This is a genomic window from Nocardia sp. NPDC004718, assembly GCF_053601535.1.
In genome coordinates this window covers 92,489-110,888 of sequence record NZ_JBSGCA010000006.1, presented here as the reverse complement: position 1 = coordinate 110,888, position 18,400 = coordinate 92,489, and the positions used below count along the sequence as shown (strand labels likewise).

The following is an 18,400-nucleotide window of genomic DNA, read 5'->3' as shown; positions in this document are numbered from 1 at the left end:
AGACTGCCAGTGCAGAGTCCACACCCGCCGTGCCACGCTCCGACACCGCGGGCCCAGCCAGCGTGAACCGTCGCATCGCCGAGGAACTCGCGGTGCGCGAGACCCAGGTGCGCGCCGCCGTCGAGCTGCTCGACGCGGGCTCGACGGTGCCGTTCATCGCCCGGTACCGCAAGGAGGTCACCGGCGGCCTGGACGACGCGCAGCTGCGCGTGCTCGACGAGCGTCTGCACTACCTGCGCGAACTCGACGAGCGCAGGGCCGCGATCATCGAATCGATCCGGGGCCAGGGCAAACTCGACGACGCTCTGCATCGGCAGCTCCTGCTCGCCGAGACCAAGGCCCGGCTCGAGGACATCTACCTGCCGTACAAGCCGAAGCGGCGCACCAAGGCGCAGATCGCGCGTGAGGCCGGGCACGAGCCGGTGGCCGACGCCCTGATCGAGGATCCGAACACCGACCCGGCGCAGTACACCGCCGAGCAACTCGACGGCGCACGCGCCATCCTGGTCGAACGTTTCGCCGAGGACGCCGATCTGGTCGGCGAGTTGCGCGAACTGATGTGGAACCGCGGGCAGGTCACCTCGACCGTGCGCGCGGGCAAGGAGGAAGCGGGCGCGAAGTTCGCCGACTATTTCGAGTTCAGCGAGCCGTTCGACAAACTGCCCTCCCACCGCATCCTGGCGCTGCTGCGCGGCGAGAAGGAGGAGGTGCTCACCCTGCACCTCGAACCGGACACCGAGGAGCCGCAGCCGGGCGAGCGCACCGTCTACGAGGGTCGTATCGCCACTCGCTTCGGCATCGCCGACCGGGGCCGCCCCGCCGACTCCTGGCTGCTGGACACGGTGCGCTGGGCTTGGCGAACCAAGCTGCAGGTCAGCCTCGGCATCGACACCAGGATGCGGTTGCGGCAGGCGGCGGAGAAGGACGCGGTGGACGTATTCGCCGCGAATCTGCGCGATCTACTGCTCGCCGCCCCCGCGGGCACCCGCACGACGATGGGTCTGGACCCTGGCTACCGCACCGGCGTGAAAGTGGCGGTGGTCGACGCCACCGGCAAAGTGGTCGCCACCGAGGTGATCTACCCGCACAAACCGCAGGGCCAGACCGAGAAGTCGCTCGCGGTGCTCGGCGCGCTGGTGGCCCGATTCGGCGTGGAACTCATCGCCATCGGCAACGGCACCGCCTCGCGCGAGACCGACGCCCTCGCCGCCGAACTGATCTCGCGCATCCCGGAGAACAAGCCCACCAAGATCGTGGTCTCCGAGGCGGGCGCTTCGGTGTACTCCGCCTCGGCCTACGCCTCGCAGGAGTTACCCGAGCTGGACGTGTCGCTGCGCGGCGCGGTGTCGATCGCGCGCCGACTGCAGGACCCGCTGGCCGAGCTGGTGAAGATCGATCCGAAGTCCATCGGCGTCGGCCAGTACCAGCACGACGTGTCCGAATCGCTGCTGGCCCGTTCGCTGGGCGCGGTGGTCGAGGACGCGGTGAACGCGGTCGGCGTGGACGTGAACACCGCCTCGGTGCCGCTGCTGTCGCGGGTCTCCGGCATCGCCGCGTCGGTGGCGGAGAGCATCGTGGCGCACCGGGATCAGAACGGCCCGTTCCGCAGCAGGACCGCGCTGCTCGACGTCCCGCGGCTGGGCCCGAAGGCGTTCGAACAGTGCGCGGGCTTCCTGCGCATTCGCGGCGGCGACGATCCGCTGGACACCTCCGCGGTGCACCCTGAGGCGTATCCGGTGGTGCGGCGCATCCTCGAATCGACGGGGCGCGGCATCGCGGAGATCATCGGCAACACCACGGCGCTGCGCTCGCTGCGCGCGGGCGATTTCACCGACGAGCGCTTCGGTGTACCGACCGTCACCGACATCATCGCCGAGCTGGAGAAGCCGGGGCGCGACCCGCGTCCGGAATTCAAGACCGCTGAGTTCGCGGCGGGTGTGGAGAAGGTCGCCGACCTGAAGCCGGGCATGGTGCTCGAGGGCGTGGTGACGAACGTGGCCGCCTTCGGCGCGTTCGTCGACGTGGGCGTGCACCAGGACGGCTTGGTGCACGTCTCGGCCATGTCGCACAACTTCGTCAAGGATCCGCGCGAAGTGGTCAAGTCCGGCGACGTCGTGAAGGTGAAGGTGCTCGAGGTGGACGTCGCGCGCCAGCGCATCGGTCTGTCCCTGCGCCTGGACGACGAACCCGGCACGCCCGCCAAGGGCGGCGACAACCGGCAGCGCGGTCAAGGCGGCGGCCGATCCGGTGGAAGCGATCAGCGGCAGCGGCAGAATGGTCAGAACAGGCAGCAGGGCCAGAACCGCAATCAAGGACAGGGGCGTGGCGGCAATCAGCGCAGGAACGCGCCGGCACCTAGCGGCGCGATGGCGGACGCCTTGCGCAGGGCGGGTTTCGGCCAGTAGCCCGGTCCGCAGGAGGAAGTAGAGGCCATGCGACGGTGGCTCCACGAAGACGTGATCGCCCAAGGGCGGCTGCCGTTGCTGTGCTTCCTGCTCGGATTCATCGTCGGATTCCTGTTCATCCGCCTCAGCGTCCGGCTGATTCGCGCCCGCGTGCGCTGGTGGCCGGGCAACCTGCGGGCCGGTGACACGCACATCCACCACATGGTGTTCGGGGTGATCCTGCTGCTCTCCTCCGGCATCGGCATGGTCTCCCAGTACGAGAGCGCCGACGCCGCAACGGCCAGCGTCCTCGCCGCGCTCTTCGGCGTGGGCGCCGCTCTGGTGCTCGACGAATTCGCGCTGATCTTCTATCTGCGCGACGTGTACTGGGAGGAGCAGGGGCGCACATCGGTGGACGCGGTGTTCGTCGCGCTCGCCGTGACGGGACTGCTGCTGCTGGGCTTCCACCCGCTGTGGCTGCTGGACATCAACGACTTCCGGCACGATCCGAGCCTCGAGGTCCGCGCCTTCGTCGTGGCGTTCGCCGTGGTCAACCTGGCTCTCGCCGCGATCGTGATCGCCAAGGGGAAGATCTGGACCGGCCTGTTCGGCATGTTCTTCCTGCCGTTGCTGGTCGTCGGTGCGCTGCGGCTGAGCCGCCCCGGCGCGCCATGGGCGCGCTGGCGTTACGGCGACCGCAGGCGCCTGAGGTACCGGGCCATCGTCCGGGAACGGCGATACCGTCGCCCGGTCATCCGCGCCAAGATCTTCGTGCAGGATCTGGTCGCCGGAAAACCGGATGTCGAGCACGTCCGCACGGCGGCGGAGGCGGAACTCACCCGCACGGTCGTGCCCGCCCCGCCCGCTCCGCACCGCGACCATTCGTTCTGGCACTCCGACCACGGCTCGCCGCGTACGCCCGGCCCGCCGCCCGCCCAGGACGCGATCTCCGGCGAACAGAACCGCTGAACGCTCAGCGGAGGGGTCGGCCGGGCAACGTGCCGTGCGCGGCGGGGGATGATCGGGGTCGCGTGAAATTGCCGGGAGCCTCTGTGTCGCGTAACCCGTAAGTGGTTCTGTCGCAGGCCATTTTCGATCGACGGTGGCTATGCGTATACGTATACTGCGTTCATGTTGGATCCGCTCAGCCTTGCGGTCGGCGCCGGCCTCGTCGGTGTCGGCTGGGTATGTGGTCGATTCGTGCCTCGGCGAGGCCGGGCGGGGAAGGAGCTTCGGGCACGCTGCGGTTGTGGTCACGACCTGGCACTGCACGACCGCTCCTCGGGCGCTTGTCACGCCGAGATCTCCCGCAAAGGCATCCACGGCCTGCGTGAGTGGGTCGGTTGCAACTGCCGCCGCTACACCGGCCCGATTCCGCTCGAAGAAGTGTTCGCCTCGCCCATACTCCCGCCGGAGTCGTGAACCGAGCGCACCGCCTCGGGCGTAATGTGAAGAGACCGCCGACTCGCCGCCACCAGGGTCGATTTCTTCCACGGCGCGCCGATCTGGCACAATGCTCAGGTTGCCCTGGGTGGTTGTCGACCCGGCGCATCCCATTGATCGGAGCATGAACCGGCCGAGCACGCCCAGTGCCGCCAGGGTCCTCTGTTCGCGCGAAACCATAAGGATGGAAATGAACACCCTTGACTTCGTCGACGAGAAGTCGCTGCGCAGCGACGTCCCCGAGTTCCGGCCGGGCGACACGCTGAACGTGCACGTGAAGGTCATCGAAGGCTCGAAGGAGCGCATCCAGGTCTTCAAGGGCGTCGTGATCCGTCGCCAGGGCGGTGGCATCCGCGAGACCTTCACCGTCCGCAAGGTGTCGTTCGGTGTCGGCGTCGAGCGCACCTTTCCGGTGCACAGCCCGAACATCGACCACATCGATGTCGTGACCCGCGGTGATGTCCGCCGCGCCAAGCTGTACTACCTGCGCGACCTGCGTGGCAAGGCCGCCAAGATCAAGGAAAAGCGCTGAGTTAGCTTTTCGGCACAACAGATCTTCCTCAGCCCGGCATCGGACCTCGGTTTCGCTGCCGGGCTAATCTGTTCGGCGTGGCAGACGAAAGTGGGTCGGTATCGGTGTCCGAATCGGGCGACGAGAGTACGCGGGCGGGTCGCGCCAAGCGGCGATCGAAGAAGAAGCAGCGGCCGTTCTGGCAGGAATTGCCGATCCTCATCGTGATCGCCGCGGTGATCGCCGCGCTGATGGTTACCTTTGTCGGTCGGCCGTACGTGATTCCCTCGGAGTCGATGGAAACCACGTTGCACGGATGCGCCGGATGCACCGGTGACCGCATCTACGTGCAGAAGCTGAGCTACTACTGGGGTGACCCGCAACCGGGCGACGTGGTCGTGTTCGTCGGCCCGCCGTCGTGGAACACCCGCTACCAGTCGATCCGCTCGGACAATCCCGCGGTCCGTGGCGTGCAGAACTTCTTCTCCTTCTTCGGCTTGGTGCCGCCGGACGAGAACGATCTGGTGAAGCGCGTCATCGCGGTCGGCGGCCAGACCGTGGAGTGCTGCGACCCGCAGGGGCGGGTCATCGTGGACGGCAAGCCGCTGGACGAGCCGTACGCCCGGTACCTCGCCCCGTATGTGCCCGGCCAGCCCTACAACGCCTCCGGCGGCCGCGAGTTCAAGCCCGTGAAGGTGCCCGAAGGGCATCTGTGGGTGATGGGCGACAACCGCAACCAGTCCGCCGACTCCCGCGCCCACATCACCGACGAACTGCAGGGCACCATCCCTGTGGAGAACGTCCGCGGCAAGGCGGTGTTCAAGATCTGGCCGCCCGGACGGATCGGTCCGGTGCACTCGGAGAATCCCCAGCAGAACTGATCACGCGAGGCGCTGGATAATCGAACGGTGGGGCAAGGTCGAGTGCCGGTGGGTAACGGTTGGCCGCCGCGTGTGGTGATGCGCAGGGCCGGAGGATTGCGCACGCTCGAGGCGGCGTTGATCCGCAGTGGTCTCGGGCCGGTCGCCGGTGTCGACGAGGCGGGACGCGGCCCCTGCGCGGGACCACTGGTGGTGGCGGCGTGCCTGCTGGCCCCGAAGGCGTACGACAGGCTGGCCGGCCTCGACGACTCCAAGAAGCTCACCGAGGCCACTCGCGAAGAGCTGTACCCGGTGATCGTCCGTCTGGCACTCGCTTATCAGGTCGTCGTGATCCCGGCCTGGGAGATCGACTCGATCGGCATCCACGTCGCCAATATCGAGGGGATGCGCCGCGCCGTGGCCGGGCTCGGGCGCACTCCCGGCTACGTGCTGACCGATGGGTTCCGGGTGCCCGGCATACCGGTGCCTTCGCTGCCGGTGATCGGCGGCGACGGTGCGGCGGCCTGCATCGCGGCGGCCAGCATCCTGGCCAAGGTCACCAGGGACCGCATCATGGTCGAGCTGGACGAGCGGTTCCCCGGCTACGGATTCGCCGCCCACAAGGGCTACAACACGCCCGAACACACCGCCGCGTTGCAACGTCTCGGCCCGAGCAGCGAGCACCGGCGCTCCTGGCGCAACGTGCGCGAAGCCGCCGGGTTGCGCCCGGTCGCGGCGACGGCCGATGTCGCGGACGCCGTACTGGCCGAGGGCGTGGACGAGGCGCTGTCGGAGCAGTTTCCGAACGGGCGTACGGCTGGCCGAGTAGCTACCGACGCAGCGCATGCGCGATGATGTCACCACACGACGCGATGCGGCGAGAAGGAGGACGTCCCACCCGATGAGTGCCGAGGACCTCGAGAAGTACGAAACCGAGATGGAGCTCTCGCTGTATCGCGAGTACAAGGACATCGTCGGTCAGTTTTCGTACGTGGTGGAGACCGAGCGCCGCTTCTACCTGGCCAATTCCGTGGAGCTGCGGCCGCAGAACGCGGACGGCGAGGTGTACTTCGAGGTGCGGATGAGCGACGCGTGGGTCTGGGACATGTACCGCCCGGCCCGCTTCGTCAAGCACGTCCGGGTCATCACCTTCAAAGACGTCAACATCGAGGAGCTGGAGAAGCCGGACCTGCGCTTGCCCGAGTGAACCCGCCCGGCGTTCTGCACAGCCACTCGGTTATCAACAGGTTTTTCGATTCCCCAGGTCGGCGGCGCTGACCTGATCCGGCTGCGGCGCACGCTGGCCGGGTGACGGACAAACAGGCGCTCGGCGCGCACGGGGAGGAACTGGCGGCGGACTTTCTGCGCGCCGCGGGGATGGAAATCGTCGCCAAGAACTGGCGGTGCCGATACGGCGAGCTCGATCTGATCGCCCGAGACGGGGATGTGACCGCGTTCATCGAGGTCAAGACCCGCTCCGGGTTGGGCTACGGCACCCCCGCGGAGTCGGTCACCTTCGCCAAGCGGCAGCGGATCCGGCGGCTGGCGCTGCTGTGGCTGGCCGAGCAGGAGGGGCCGTGGCGGCGCATCCGGTTCGACGTGGTGTCGGTGCTGGTGGCGCGGGGGGGTACACCGGTCATCGACCATCTCGAGGCGGTGTTCTGAATGGCGCTGGGGCGGGCGCACTCGGTCGCGGTCACCGGCGTGGACGGTCTGCTCGTCGAGATCGAGGCAGATATCGGACAGGGCCTGCCATCGGTCCACCTGGTCGGCCTTCCCGACACCGCGTTGCAGGAGTCCCGTGACCGGATCCGCTCCGCGGTGGCGAACTCGGGGGAGAAGTGGCCCGATGGCCGGGTGGTTCTCGCGCTGTCGCCCGCGACACTGCCGAAGCTCGGCAGCGTGTACGACCTGGCGCTCGCGATCGCCGTGCTGGACGCGTCCGGCTCGGTGCCCTCCGAACGGCTCGCGAAGACGGTGCTGCTCGGTGAACTCGCGCTGGACGGACGGGTGCGGCGGGTGCGCGGCATCCTGCCCGCCGTGCTCGCCGCGCGCAGGGCGGGCTGGTCGACCGTCGTGGTGCCCGCGGTGACCCTGGCGGAGGCCGGGCTCGTCGAGGGCATCGAGGTCTTCGGGGCGGCCAGCTTGCGCGCGGTGGTGGCCTGGTTGCGCGGGGAAGGCGCGCTCGACGAGCCGGACGGCGACCTGCCCGACACGGTGCGCCACGGCGGCGATCTGAGCGAGGTGGTGGGGCAGGAAGAAGCCCGCTGGGCTTTGGAGGTGGCTGCGGCGGGCGGGCACCACCTGCTGCTCACCGGGCCGCCCGGCATCGGCAAAACCATGCTGGCCCAACGTCTTCCGGGGCTGCTGCCACCGCTCACGGAGACCGAGGCGCTGGAGGTCACCGCCATCCACTCCATGGCGGGCACACTCGCAGGCGATCACCCGCTGGTCACCGCGCCGCCGTTCGTCGCCCCGCACCACTCGACCTCGGTGACCGCGATGATCGGCGGCGGCTCGGGGACCGCCAGGCCGGGCGCGGTCAGCCGAGCCCACCGCGGCGTCCTGTTCCTCGACGAATGTGCCGAGCTCGGCACGAAAGTGCTGGAAGCGATGCGAACGCCGTTGGAAGAAGGGGAAGTGCGCATCGCCCGGCGCGACGGTGTCGCGCGGTACCCGGCCCGCTTCCAGCTGGTGCTGGCGGCCAATCCGTGCCCGTGTGCTCCGGCGCGCGACGTCGACTGCATCTGCGCGCCGCTGGCTCGCCGCCGCTATCTCGGCAAATTGTCCGGTCCGCTGATGGACCGGATCGACATCTGGGTGCGGATGCACGGGCAGTCCGGCGCGGCGTTCAGCACCGATGCGGCCGAGAGCAGCGAGGTGGTCCGCGGCCGGGTCGCCGTCGCACGGCGCGCCGCCGCCGCCCGGTGGCGCGAATACGGATGGCTCACCAACGCCGAGGTTCCCGGCCACATCCTGCGTCAACGATTCCGGTTGCCGCGCGATTCGATCGCTCCGGTCGAGGCCGCGTTGCGTCTCGGCCGCATGTCCGCGCGGGGTGCCGACCGAGCCATCCGCGTCGCGTGGACCATCTGCGATCTGCGCGGCGGCGAGCTGCCCTCGGCGCAGGACGTACTGTCCGCGTTGAACTTCCGTCAGCGGGGTGCGCAGTGAGCGCGACGGTGCCGCCCGAAGGCGCGGCGGCCGACCCGCCTGCGGCCGTCGATGTGCTCGCCGCCCAGGACATGCCTCGGGCCGGCGACTTGCCTGCGGTGAAGGCCCGGCCTGCGGTCCGGAACCTCTCCGGAATCGCAGGCGTCGGCGGGACAGTGGAACTATCCGGAGCCTCGGACGCGCCTGCGGTGGTACAGGTGCCTGCGGGTGCGGTTCCTAATATGGTCGCGGGCGTGCCCGCTACGGCGAACGTAGCCCCGGCTGTCCACACGCCGGTGGCGACGAGCGTGCCCGGAGCCATGGGTGTGCCCGCGGTGGTCGGGGTGCCCGTGCGCGCGGGCGGACCGCCGCCTGGTGAACGCGACAACCGGCGGCTCGCGTGGGTGTATCTATCGCGGGTGGTTCAGGGGCCGTGTGCGCCGCTGTCTGCGCTCATCGAGTCGGTCGGAGTTGTCGAGGCGGCCCGTGCCGTGCGGGAGTGCGCGTTGCCCGAACCACTCCGCGGGCCCACGGCGCAGCGGCGCGACATCGACCTCGCGGCGCGGGATCTCGAGATCATCGAGCGGATCGGGGGGCGCGTGGTGACGCCGGACGATCCGGAATGGCCTGCCTGGCGCATGCTCGGTCTCGCCCAGCTCGAGCCGGGCAAGGATCGCGACGGCGCGGTGCCGCTCGTGTTGTGGGTACGTGGCCCGCGCTCGCTGCTGGAATCCAGTGAACGCGCGGTGGCGGTGGTCGGGGCGCGGTGCAGCACCGGCTACGGAAACCGGGTCACGGGGGAGATCGCGGGCGACCTCGCCGCGCAGGGGTGGACCATCGTGTCCGGAGCGGCGTTCGGTATCGACGGCATGGCGCACCGGGCAGCGCTGGCCGTGGAAGGCCCCACGATCGCCGTGCTGGCCTGCGGCATCGACCGGCCCTACCCGGTGCAGCACGAACGCCTGCTGGCCGATATAGCCGAATCAGGTTTGGTCGTCAGCGAATACCCGCCCGGCGTCACCGCACAGAAGCATCAGTTCCTGGCCCGGAACCGCCTGATCGCCGCTCTCGCCGACGGCGTGCTCGTCGTCGAGGCGGGCCTGCGCAGCGGCGCGCGCAACACCGTCAAATGGGCACGCCGCATGGGTCGTCCCGCCTTGGCCGTGCCGGGTCCGGTGACCTCGGCCGCTTCGGTGGGCTGTCACCGCATGATCCGCGACGGCGAAGCCCTGCTGGTGACCCGAGCCGAAGAAGTCGTCGACGAGGCCGGACCGTTGCGGCTGTCGGTCCCCGCGGCGGCAGCGGGCGGCAATCCGGAGGGTCAGCTGACCGGAGACGACGCGCTGGTCTTCGCCGCGCTGCCGAGAATCGGCTCGCGACTGCCACTGGAGGTCGCCCGGCAGTGCGGATTGTCGCTTCCGGTGGTCCGTGCGACTTTGTCCGCTCTCGAATTGGCGGGTCTGGTGTCCAGTGACGAAAGCGGTTGGCACCGAACGGTACGGGGTCGATGAGCGTGTTCGGCGCGGTCGCTTGCCATCCGGACCACGGGTGGGGACGGTGGAGGCATGGACGAACTGCCCGAAGATCTCGAAGCACTGCTGACGGAGTACGGCAGGCATCTGCGGCTCGGGCGCAACCGCTCGGAGCACACGGTGCGCGCGTATCTGGGGGACGCGCGATCCTTGCTGGAGCACCTGTACGCGCGATCGGCGGATTCGGCGATTCGCGAACTGGACCTGATGTTGCTGCGTTCGTGGCTGGCCCGGCAAGCCGCCGCGGGTGCGGCGCGCACGACCGTGGCCCGGCGGGCGTCGTCGGCGCGCACGTTCACCGCGTGGCTTACCCGGGCCGGCCGGCTGCCCGTCGATCCCGGACTGCGTCTGGGGTCGCCGAAGGCGCATCGCGTGCTGCCCGCCGTACTCGGGCGACAACAGGCGCTCGGTGCCATGGACGCGGCGGAATCCGGCGCCGCGCAGCGCGATCCGATGGCGCTGCGCGATCGAGCGATCGTGGAATTGCTGTACGCCACCGGTATCCGGGTCAGCGAGTTGTGCGGGCTGGACATCGAAGACGTGGACCGCGAGCGGCGCGTGGTGCGGGTGCTCGGCAAAGGCAACAAGGAGCGCTCGGCGCCGTTCGGCACGCCCGCCGACGAGGCGGTAGGCAACTGGCTGCACTACGGACGCCCCGCTTTCGCCACCGCGGACTCGGGTCGAGCGCTGCTGCTCGGCCGCCGCGGCAGGCGCTTGGATCAGCGCCAGGCCAGAACCGTTGTGCACGAGGTGGTCTCAGCCATCCCAGGCGCACCGGACCTGGCGCCGCACGGTCTGCGGCACACCGCAGCGACCCACCTTCTCGAGGGCGGTGCCGACCTACGCGTGGTCCAGGAACTCCTCGGACACGCAAGCATGGCCACCACCCAGCTCTACACCCACGTCTCCATCGACCGCCTCAAGAAGGTGCACGACCAAGCCCACCCCCGCGCCTGACCCGATCGTGGGGAGCAGTGGCGGCGACGGGGTCTAGTGCGTGCACGTTGGATCCGCCGATACCCAAGCGATTGGTGCGGGTGAGGGCCGAGCGAACGAGTGCAGCCCACCTTCGGCGACGCGGCGTCCATCGGCTTCGGCCCTTTGGGGTCACGCGGAGACGGCGCTGCATCTTGAATGCGACGACAAATCGGAAAGCTGCGCGGCGATCGTGTGGAACGACCCCGCCGCCGCACCGGAGGCCGCGGCCGCGCTGTCGCTGACCGCGCGGGACCTGCTGCGTCTCGGTGTGGTCGACGCGGTGCTGCCCGAGCCGGGCGACGACGTGGGCGCGGCCCCCGTGGCCGCGGCCGAACAGCTGCATCGCGCGCTGGCCGCGGCTCTCGGCGAACTGTCCGGTCGCAGCGGTGCGGAGCTGGCCGACGAGCGCCGCGCCCGGTTCCGGCGCTTCGGTGCGCGGCAGCAGGTCCTGGTCCGGTCGGTCGCGTAGGAGTGGCGCCATGTTCGAGAAGATCCTGATCGCCAACCGTGGTGAGATCGCGCTGCGCGTCGCGCGCACCTGCCGCGAACTCGGCGTGCGCACCGCCCGGCTGTCGATGCCGATCACGGCGTCGAGGCCACCGGTCGGATGGCAGGGCACGCTGTCCTCCGGTACCGCCAGCGGGTACGTACGTGCACAGTGCGCCGGGCCCATGCGTTGGCCTGCTGGAGCCGTGTGCGAGTGTGGGCGGCCTGTGCCGTGCCGCTGGGCCCGCGGGAGTGTGCGCCGGGGCGGGTGGTTCGTGTGTTGGTCTGCTGGAGCGTGTGCGAGTGCTGGCGGTCCGCGCTGGAGTGTGCGTGAGGGCGGTGGTTCGTGCGTAAGCCTGCAGGAGTGTCTGAGGGCGGCGGTCCGTGCCTTGCCCTGCCGGAGCATGTGCGAGTGTGGGCGGCTGGTGCCCTTGGCGTGCTCGAGTATGTGAGGGCGGCAGTTCGTGCGTGGGCCTGCTGGAGAGTGTGCGTGAGGGAGGCGCGGCCCGTGTGTGGGCCTGCCAGAGTGTGGGCGGCCGATGCTCTGGGCCTGCTGGACTGTGTGCGAGTGTGGGCGGGGCCAGTTGCCTCAGCCTGCCGGCGCGTGTGCGTGGGAGGCCGTGTGGGCTTTATCGAGTGCGCCGCATCCATTGGGCTCGTCGCCACTGCTGACCCACATCTTCGCAGTGCGGTCGCCGGTTCCGCCCAGGTGGGCGCGTCGCCAACGACACCCGGCATAGTCGCAGGCCGCGATTTCCCGGATAAAGGGAGTTCGCGGACAAGCGACAACATCCGCGACCCGTCACGGGCTGACGTAGTAACGCACCCGCGCCTGTTGTCCATCCGCGGTATGCCAACCGCCGGGCCCGCTGTACACCTGCCGCCAACCGTGCCGCTCGTACATCGCTATCGCTGCCGCACTGTCGGAGGCCACGGTGAGTACAGCACGGTGCCCCAGACGCGCGCCCATGCGCGCAGTCGCGGTCAGCAACTGCGAACCCACTCCCACCCGGCGCGCGACCGGGACGACATACAGCCGGATCACCGAGACGACGGTCTCCGCGCCGACCGATTCGCCCACCACCTCCGGCATTCCGCCGCCCGTGCCGAGTCCGGCGTGCCCGACCACCGCTCCGTCGTGTTCGGCGACAAGGGCCGCGAGTAGTTTGGGCGGCGACAGCCAGCCCGCCGGGTCCGCAGGCCACACGTCCGGATACCGATCGTTGTCGTGGACGTGCCGCAGTGCCGCGGCGCAGGCGTCGAGGTCACCCTCGGTGCGCGGTCGAATGATGACGCTCATCTCGACCATTCTTACTGCCCCACGCTGGAGGCAGCATTATTCAGACCGATCGGTTGGATTTCCGTTCATTGTCGTGCACTGCGGTCCGGTACTGCCTCGCTCGCGCAGAGAAGTAGTCGAATAGGCATGTGATCGGCGTTGAGAAAGGGCACCCTTGAGGTAGCGAATCAGTGCCCGCAGTTCACGGCGTACTTCGAGTGGGAAGACGAGCGATGTCTACGTCCAGCGGACCGGAGGCCCTGCGTCGCGAACTGCACCCACTGGTGGGGCAGTCCGCGTGGCGCCGCTCGGCCATCGCTTCCGCCTCGCCGCAGCCCGCCGCACCGGACGGGGCGCGGGAGATCTCCCTCAACGGCGGCGCGTCCAGGATGACGATCGGGCGCTCCGTCGCCGCCGATATCGTCGTGACTTCCGACCCGACCGTGTCCCGGCTGCACGCCATTCTCGAGCGGGTGGGCGGATGCTGGACCATCGTCGACGACGGATTGTCCAAGAATGGGACATTCGTCAATGGCGAACGTGTGGGCGGTCGGCGGAAACTCGGTTCCGGCGACATGATTCGCGTGGGTCGATCGGTATTCGTCTTGCGGGCCGACGAGTCCTTCGACGAGGAAATGACTCTCGCCCATTCACCACTGCCGACCCGGAACTCCCTCACCCCGGCCCAGTATGTGGTTCTCGAGGCGCTGTGCCACCCGTACGACGCGCGCGACGCGTACTCCTACCCCGCCTCCAACCGGCAGATCGCGGACAATTTGTGTCTGAGTCTGTCCACGGTGAAGACGCATATGCGGGCGCTGTTCCGGATATTCCAGGTCGAAGCCCTACCCCCGAACCAGAAGAGGCTGTTCCTGGTCGAGCGCGCTATCGAATTCGGCATCGTCACCGACCAGGAGAGGTAAGGCTCCGGCTGGTGAGGAACTGAAATCCGATCAGATCGGCTGAAAACCGGAACCTGCCCCGCCGCGTGCATTCACGTCCGCGACGACCGCGGTGATGTCGGCGCCGAGTTCCGGTCCGAGGCACGGCACCGCCAAGTAACCGTTGACCATGCCGACGAGCGTCGTTCCGACGACGAGCGGAGCGCCCGAATCTCCCTCGGCGACACATGTTTGGCTCCACGTCGAATTGCCGCCCGTCAACATATCGCCGTAGGCGGGCCCGCAGGTCCGGCCGGTCGTCCTGCCCTCCTTGCAGACGGTGTCCGGGAATCGCGCCGGCCCGCCCAGGCCGGTAATGGTGGTTCCGCCCACTTGGTTGACCGGCGTCACCTTCCCCGGATCGAATTCGATGACGGCATAGTCCATGTCGTTGTTGGCGTAGACGATGGTGCCGAGGGTGCCCGCGTCGCGATCGTTCTCCGAGACGATGGCGGCATTCGCCCCACCGCAATGCCCCGCGGTGAACCCGACCAGCCGCCCACCGGAGTCGCGTCCGATCGTGGTCAGAGTGCAGATGTTCTGACCGCCGACGACGATGCCGGAGCCGCCACCCAGCACGGATGGCGTCGCGGCCTGCGCGGTCCCAGGTGCTCCGAACGGCGCTGTCATCGCGGCGAATGCCGCCGCGGCGCCCACGAGTTTCCTGAACTTGGTCATCCGGTAATTCAACCGCACTTATCCGTGCGTCACCGTCGGTTCCCAGATGTTCACGCGTCAGGGATACGGCTCGAAACGAATTTATTCATCGGGGTGGGAAACAGAGGTGATGCGCCTCGGGTCTATGCCCGAGGCGCACTCGTGTTCGAAGGGCTTATGACGAAACGCGATCAGGCGGCGCAAACGGCCACGGCAACCGCGTTGGCCACCGGCGGAAGCAGCAACAGAGGAGCGCAGAAAATGCCCAGCGGCCAAATCAGGCCCAGTGTCGCGGGCTCGACCTGAACAGGTACGGGATGATCCGCCACTTGCACCGGTCCCGGTGCTACGTCCGGGGCTGCGGAAGCGAAACCTGACCCGAGGGCGATGATCGGTGCGAGCGCTACTGCCGCCGCCGTTACGCGCATTTTGTTCGTGATCATGATGTCTCCAGTGGTTGATTGCTTCACCAGCCCTCGTTTGTTGAAGGCCTCAGTGTGAACACACAACCAACTCTGCTCGGAGCAAGCGCGAGAGGCCATCAGCCTCCGGGTCGGAATCATTCATACCGGAGGAGGCGAGAAGACATCGGAATCGCTATTCTGCGCGAACCGAATGTGGCCGTCGAATCAGGCGGCGCCGCCGAAGCGATCAGCCGTGCGCGACAGGAGCGGGGTCCGGCTGCTCGGCCGGTTGCGGCCGCCGGGCGCGCAGCAGCACCGCGCCGAGCACGGCGGCGGCGATGCTGAATCCGGCGCTGATCCACGCGCCCGTGGACATGGCGGCGGTGAAGGCGTCCTTGGCGGGCTCGACGTAGCCGAGCTGGAAGGCGGCGCCGATGGATTCACGCGCGGCGTCGGGCGCGTCGGCGGGCATGTTCGAGGTGAACACACCGGCCAGCACGCTACCGAGGACGGCGATGCTGATCGCCATGCCGACTTGCTGGATCGTGTCGTTCATCGCGGAGCCGACACCGGCGTGCTCCAGCGGAATGGCGCTCATGATGGCCGCGTAGGCGGCCGGACCCGCCAAGCCGCCGCCGACACCCATCACCAGCATGCTGATCAGCACCCAGAGATATCCGCTCCCCAGCGCGAGGATGCCGAAGGCCACTCCCATGACGAGCAGGCCGGACACGACGAGTGTCTTGTTGCTCAGCGTTTTGCCGAGCGTCGCGCCGAGGCCGTTGCAGACCGCGGCGGCCACGGCGTATGGGAGCAACGCCAGTCCGGCCTTCATCGGGCCGTAGCCGAGTACGAACTGCAAGTACTGAGTGAGCATCAGCATGACCGCACCCATGCCGAAGACCATCAGCAGCAGGGTGAAACAGGTGCCGGTGAAATCGCGGCTGCGGAACACCGCCAACGGCAGCATCGGATGTGCCGATCGGCTCTCCCAGATGACGAAGGCGGTCGCCGCGACAGCGGCCAGCGCGAGCACGCCGAAGTTCCATTCCCGTTCGATGATCACGTAGACCGTCGCGCTCAGCGCCACGACGGACAGGACGACGCCGACGAGATCGACCGGTCGCTGCTCACCGGTGGTCTCCGGCATCAGCACGACGGCCGCGATGATCGCGAGCACCGCCACCGGGATATTGAGCAGGAAGACCGATCCCCACCAGTAGTGCTGGAGCAGGAAGCCGCCCAGCGTGGGACCGGCGACGATGCCGACCATGGAGACCGTCGACCACGCCGCCATCGCCGTGCGCCGTTCGTCCTCGGCGAAGCTGGTCATCAGGATCGACAGCGTCGACGGCATCAGCAGCGACCCACCGACGCCCATCGCGACGCGGGCGGCCACGACCTGCCACGGTTCGGTCGCCAGTACGGCGGCCAGCGAGGCCATCCCGAACACGGCGAGCCCGGTGATCAGCGCTCGTCGCCTGCCGAACCGGTCGGACAAGCTGCCCGCGGTGAGCAGGAGCCCGGCGAAGACCAGCACGTAGGCGTCCAGGATCCACTGGACATCCGACGGTGTCGCGCCCAGTTCCCGGATCAGCGAGGGGATGGCGAGATTCAGCACGGTGCTGTCGAGCATCAACACCAGCAAGGACAGACAGAGGACCCCCAGGACCCACCAGCGCCGGGGGTCTCGCACAATGTTCGATTCCACTCGCACAGCGTATGAGAAACTCGAACAGTGTGCGAGCGATTATAAGATCGTGTTGTGACCAAGCAGTTCGCGTCGGTATGGACCAAGCAGCCGCGCCAGCCCAAATCGCCCGGGCTGCGCCGCGAGCAGATCATCGCGGCGGCCGTCGAGATTCTCGACGCCGAGGGGCTGGAGTCGCTGAGCATGCGCAAGCTCGGCGCGAAACTGGGTGCGGGGGCGACCAGTCTCTACTGGCACGTCTCCAACAAGGACGAGTTGCTGGAATTGGTGCTCGACGAGTTCTGGGGTCTGGTCCGGACCCCGGAGCCCGAGGAGGCGTCCTGGCGTGAACTGCTGAACACCTTCGCCTACAACTTGCGCGCGTCCATCAGGGAGCATCCATGGATGGCGTCGCTGGTCGGGCAACTGCCGAGCATCGGCCCCAACTCGCTGCGTCTGAGCGATCGGCTGCGCCGCGCGTTCGTCCGGGCGGGTTTTCATGGTGTGGACATCTATCTGGCCAGCGGCACGGTGATGTGTTTCGTCTTAGGTCAGGTGATTCCGGAGATCGCCTGGGACAAGGTGTCCGAGGGGATGGAGATCGACGCCGACGGCGTGCTGCGCGTGATGCAGGACGTGGCCGGCGACTATCCCGAGATGCTCGCGGACTATCGGGCGACCGTGCCGACCGACCAGGAGGCCGCGCGTGCGATGGCGTTCGACTTCGGCTTGCTCTGCGTCCTCGATGGCCTGGAAGCTCGCCTGCGCAACCTGCGGGAACCCGGGCAAGAGTCGCGGGCGGCTCGATCTCCCGTGGGTGACGCCGATCGAACGTGAAACAGGTTCTCGGTAGGGTCAAACGGGCTACGTATCGGGATTGTGCGGATAAATTGAAACGTGTTCTATAGACGTGATCCGGTACCGGATCACGCGCATGGCCACGCGGCGCGCCCGAGCGCCGACGCGCAGAAAGGCGTCTGATGTGAGCACGCACACCGTTCTCGGCCGAGAGGTGCGCATGCCGGTCCGCATCCGGCTCGCGCGCGCGTTCATGGCCACCTATCTGGTGCCCGCTGAACGGGCGCAGCGCCTCATCGACTACTCCGGCCTGGGGATTCTCCGGCTCCCGGGCGGCCGGGCGATGTGCACACTGGTCTTCGTCGACTACGTCGACGGCGATCTGGGTCCGTACAACGAGTTCGGCGTCTCGTTCATGGTGCGCCACCACACCGCGGGGGCGCCCTCCGGAATCGGCGACCTGCGGGCGCTGGTGACCGGGCAGGCCGGCGTGTTCATCCACAAACTGCCGGTGGACGGCGAGTTCACTTTGGCCGCAGGGCGCGGCATCTGGGGCTTTCCAAAGGAACTCGCCGAATTCGTCGTCGATCACGACGGCCGGACGCGCAGCGGCGCGCTGCACCAGAACGGGCAGCTCATCGCCGATCTCACGGTGCGGCCGGGGTTCGCGACCCCGAACGGTCGCGCCGCGGCGTCCTCGTTCGACGCCTACTCGCACATCGACGGCGTCACTCGCTGCACGCGCTGGGAGATGCGGCCTTCCGGCATGCGTGCGCGTTTCGGCGGTGCGGAGCTGACGCTGGGCGACCATGCGATCGCCGCGGAACTCCGGTCGCTCGGCCTGCCGCGGCGTGCGTCGATGTCCTCGTCCGTCTCGCGGCTGGCGATGACGTTCGAAGACGCGATCTCGATCTGACGTGCCTTCCGCATAACCACCCGGTCACGGGCGGGTGGGGCACGTGGACGGTCCGGCGCGGCTGCGGTTAGCCTGACTTAGCGGATCGTTTGCCAACGCTCTCAGTTATGGAGTGTGCCCGTGATCGTCGCCGACCGGACCTGCGTCGCTGAAGGACGCTTCGAACAGCGGATACCGCACGACTGCGAGTGGCTCGAGCAAGTGATTTCCGGTACCGGATACGCTCCGAAACTTTGGTTGCTGCGTTCTTCGGAAACGTTCGCGTCTTCGGCCGGCCATCCGGACCGCTCGATGGTCAGCGTGCTCGCCCGGACAAGATTCTCAGGACACGTAGCGGAGTCGGTCGCGTTCCCGCCGTCGGTGATGGC

The 18,400-nt window shown here is 68.3% G+C and carries 19 protein-coding genes and 1 pseudogene; 16 read left to right on the top strand and 4 right to left on the bottom strand.

What is annotated here, in order from left to right; all coding sequences use genetic code 11:
* Nucleotides 1-29 precede the first annotated feature (29 nt).
* The 13 genes and pseudogenes from ACWEH3_RS06960 to ACWEH3_RS06900 form a co-directional block, all read left to right on the top strand.
* Entirely contained in the window at nt 30-2,405 is a 2,376-nt protein-coding gene (locus ACWEH3_RS06960) for a Tex family protein (protein WP_450019482.1), read from the top strand.
* Between the two features lie 27 nt (nt 2,406-2,432).
* The gene (locus ACWEH3_RS06955) at nt 2,433-3,353 is read left to right on the top strand and encodes a hypothetical protein (RefSeq protein ID WP_379251472.1); all 921 of its coding nucleotides are present in this window, start codon (nt 2,433-2,435) and stop codon (nt 3,351-3,353) included.
* A 162-nt stretch (nt 3,354-3,515) separates the two neighbouring features.
* Complete coding sequence (locus ACWEH3_RS06950) at nt 3,516-3,806, top strand: hypothetical protein (protein WP_355069896.1); 291 nt, start codon at nt 3,516-3,518, stop codon at nt 3,804-3,806.
* 211 nt (nt 3,807-4,017) lie between these two features.
* Nucleotides 4,018-4,359, top strand: coding sequence for a 50S ribosomal protein L19 (gene rplS, locus ACWEH3_RS06945; protein WP_014352079.1), 342 nt, complete (start codon nt 4,018-4,020; stop codon nt 4,357-4,359).
* A gap of 77 nt (nt 4,360-4,436) precedes the next feature.
* Nucleotides 4,437-5,219 carry a signal peptidase I gene (gene lepB / locus ACWEH3_RS06940; RefSeq protein WP_355069897.1) on the top strand — a complete coding sequence of 261 codons (783 nt, stop codon included), beginning with the start codon at nt 4,437-4,439 and terminating at the stop codon, nt 5,217-5,219.
* 48 nt (nt 5,220-5,267) lie between these two features.
* Nucleotides 5,268-6,053 carry a ribonuclease HII gene (locus ACWEH3_RS06935; RefSeq protein WP_450019480.1) on the top strand — a complete coding sequence of 262 codons (786 nt, stop codon included), beginning with the start codon at nt 5,268-5,270 and terminating at the stop codon, nt 6,051-6,053.
* Between the two features lie 46 nt (nt 6,054-6,099).
* The gene (locus ACWEH3_RS06930; RefSeq protein WP_011210678.1) at nt 6,100-6,405 is read left to right on the top strand and encodes a DUF2469 domain-containing protein; all 306 of its coding nucleotides are present in this window, start codon (nt 6,100-6,102) and stop codon (nt 6,403-6,405) included.
* 101 nt (nt 6,406-6,506) lie between these two features.
* Nucleotides 6,507-6,863 carry a YraN family protein gene (locus tag ACWEH3_RS06925; RefSeq protein ID WP_450019389.1) on the top strand — a complete coding sequence of 119 codons (357 nt, stop codon included), beginning with the start codon at nt 6,507-6,509 and terminating at the stop codon, nt 6,861-6,863.
* Nucleotides 6,864-8,372: a YifB family Mg chelatase-like AAA ATPase gene (locus tag ACWEH3_RS06920; RefSeq protein WP_450019387.1), complete on the top strand. Its 1,509-nt coding sequence runs from the start codon at nt 6,864-6,866 to the stop codon at nt 8,370-8,372. It begins immediately after the preceding gene.
* A gap of 299 nt (nt 8,373-8,671) precedes the next feature.
* Nucleotides 8,672-9,862, top strand: coding sequence for a DNA-processing protein DprA (dprA, locus tag ACWEH3_RS06915; RefSeq protein ID WP_450019478.1), 1,191 nt, complete (start codon nt 8,672-8,674; stop codon nt 9,860-9,862).
* A gap of 54 nt (nt 9,863-9,916) precedes the next feature.
* Nucleotides 9,917-10,840 carry a tyrosine-type recombinase/integrase gene (locus ACWEH3_RS06910; RefSeq protein WP_450019385.1) on the top strand — a complete coding sequence of 308 codons (924 nt, stop codon included), beginning with the start codon at nt 9,917-9,919 and terminating at the stop codon, nt 10,838-10,840.
* 40 nt (nt 10,841-10,880) lie between these two features.
* On the top strand, nt 10,881-11,330 hold the full coding sequence (locus ACWEH3_RS06905; RefSeq protein ID WP_452358282.1) for a hypothetical protein: 450 nt from the start codon (nt 10,881-10,883) through the stop codon (nt 11,328-11,330).
* A gap of 10 nt (nt 11,331-11,340) precedes the next feature.
* A pseudogene (locus ACWEH3_RS06900) lies at nt 11,341-11,424 on the top strand (biotin carboxylase N-terminal domain-containing protein); the annotation flags it as partial.
* A 725-nt stretch (nt 11,425-12,149) separates the two neighbouring features.
* Here the strand turns inward: ACWEH3_RS06900 and ACWEH3_RS06895 are convergent.
* Nucleotides 12,150-12,647 carry an N-acetyltransferase family protein gene (locus ACWEH3_RS06895; RefSeq protein ID WP_450018230.1) on the bottom strand — a complete coding sequence of 166 codons (498 nt, stop codon included), beginning with the start codon at nt 12,645-12,647 and terminating at the stop codon, nt 12,150-12,152.
* Nucleotides 12,648-12,859: 212 nt separating this feature from the next.
* On the opposite strand from ACWEH3_RS06895, the gene ACWEH3_RS06890 reads away from it, so the two are divergent.
* Nucleotides 12,860-13,549, top strand: coding sequence for an FHA domain-containing protein (locus tag ACWEH3_RS06890; RefSeq protein WP_450018228.1), 690 nt, complete (start codon nt 12,860-12,862; stop codon nt 13,547-13,549).
* 30 nt (nt 13,550-13,579) lie between these two features.
* On the opposite strand, the gene ACWEH3_RS06885 is transcribed toward ACWEH3_RS06890, so the two are convergent.
* The 3 genes from ACWEH3_RS06885 to ACWEH3_RS06875 all read right to left on the bottom strand — a co-directional run bounded on the left by ACWEH3_RS06885 (nt 13,580) and on the right by ACWEH3_RS06875 (nt 16,339).
* A complete protein-coding gene (locus ACWEH3_RS06885) occupies nt 13,580-14,245 on the bottom strand; it encodes a serine protease (protein ID WP_450018226.1) in 666 nt (221 codons plus the stop codon).
* A gap of 170 nt (nt 14,246-14,415) precedes the next feature.
* Nucleotides 14,416-14,694: a hypothetical protein gene (locus ACWEH3_RS06880; protein ID WP_379251464.1), complete on the bottom strand. Its 279-nt coding sequence runs from the start codon at nt 14,692-14,694 to the stop codon at nt 14,416-14,418.
* A 181-nt stretch (nt 14,695-14,875) separates the two neighbouring features.
* The gene (locus ACWEH3_RS06875) at nt 14,876-16,339 is read right to left on the bottom strand and encodes an MFS transporter (RefSeq protein WP_450018223.1); all 1,464 of its coding nucleotides are present in this window, start codon (nt 16,337-16,339) and stop codon (nt 14,876-14,878) included.
* A gap of 54 nt (nt 16,340-16,393) precedes the next feature.
* On the opposite strand from ACWEH3_RS06875, the gene ACWEH3_RS06870 reads away from it, so the two are divergent.
* A complete protein-coding gene (locus ACWEH3_RS06870) occupies nt 16,394-17,155 on the top strand; it encodes a TetR/AcrR family transcriptional regulator (RefSeq protein ID WP_450018221.1) in 762 nt (253 codons plus the stop codon).
* A gap of 145 nt (nt 17,156-17,300) precedes the next feature.
* The gene (locus ACWEH3_RS06865; protein WP_450018219.1) at nt 17,301-18,032 is read left to right on the top strand and encodes an acetoacetate decarboxylase family protein; all 732 of its coding nucleotides are present in this window, start codon (nt 17,301-17,303) and stop codon (nt 18,030-18,032) included.
* Nucleotides 18,033-18,400 lie beyond the last annotated feature (368 nt).

Bases quoted from the DNA above. Each gene is read 5' to 3' on its own strand.
- ACWEH3_RS06955 (WP_379251472.1), top strand. From the start codon at position 2,433: ATGCGACGGTGGCTCCACGAAGACGTGATCGCCCAAGGGCGGCTGCCG.
- ACWEH3_RS06950 (WP_355069896.1), top strand. From the start codon at position 3,516: ATGTTGGATCCGCTCAGCCTTGCGGTCGGCGCCGGCCTCGTCGGTGTC.
- rplS (WP_014352079.1), top strand. From the start codon at position 4,018: ATGAACACCCTTGACTTCGTCGACGAGAAGTCGCTGCGCAGCGACGTC.
- ACWEH3_RS06930 (WP_011210678.1), top strand. From the start codon at position 6,100: ATGAGTGCCGAGGACCTCGAGAAGTACGAAACCGAGATGGAGCTCTCG.
- ACWEH3_RS06920 (WP_450019387.1), top strand. From the start codon at position 6,864: ATGGCGCTGGGGCGGGCGCACTCGGTCGCGGTCACCGGCGTGGACGGT.
- dprA (WP_450019478.1), top strand. From the start codon at position 8,672: ATGGGTGTGCCCGCGGTGGTCGGGGTGCCCGTGCGCGCGGGCGGACCG.
- ACWEH3_RS06910 (WP_450019385.1), top strand. From the start codon at position 9,917: ATGGACGAACTGCCCGAAGATCTCGAAGCACTGCTGACGGAGTACGGC.
- ACWEH3_RS06895 (WP_450018230.1), bottom strand. From the start codon at position 12,647: ATGAGCGTCATCATTCGACCGCGCACCGAGGGTGACCTCGACGCCTGC.
- ACWEH3_RS06890 (WP_450018228.1), top strand. From the start codon at position 12,860: ATGTCTACGTCCAGCGGACCGGAGGCCCTGCGTCGCGAACTGCACCCA.
- ACWEH3_RS06885 (WP_450018226.1), bottom strand. From the start codon at position 14,245: ATGACCAAGTTCAGGAAACTCGTGGGCGCCGCGGCGGCATTCGCCGCG.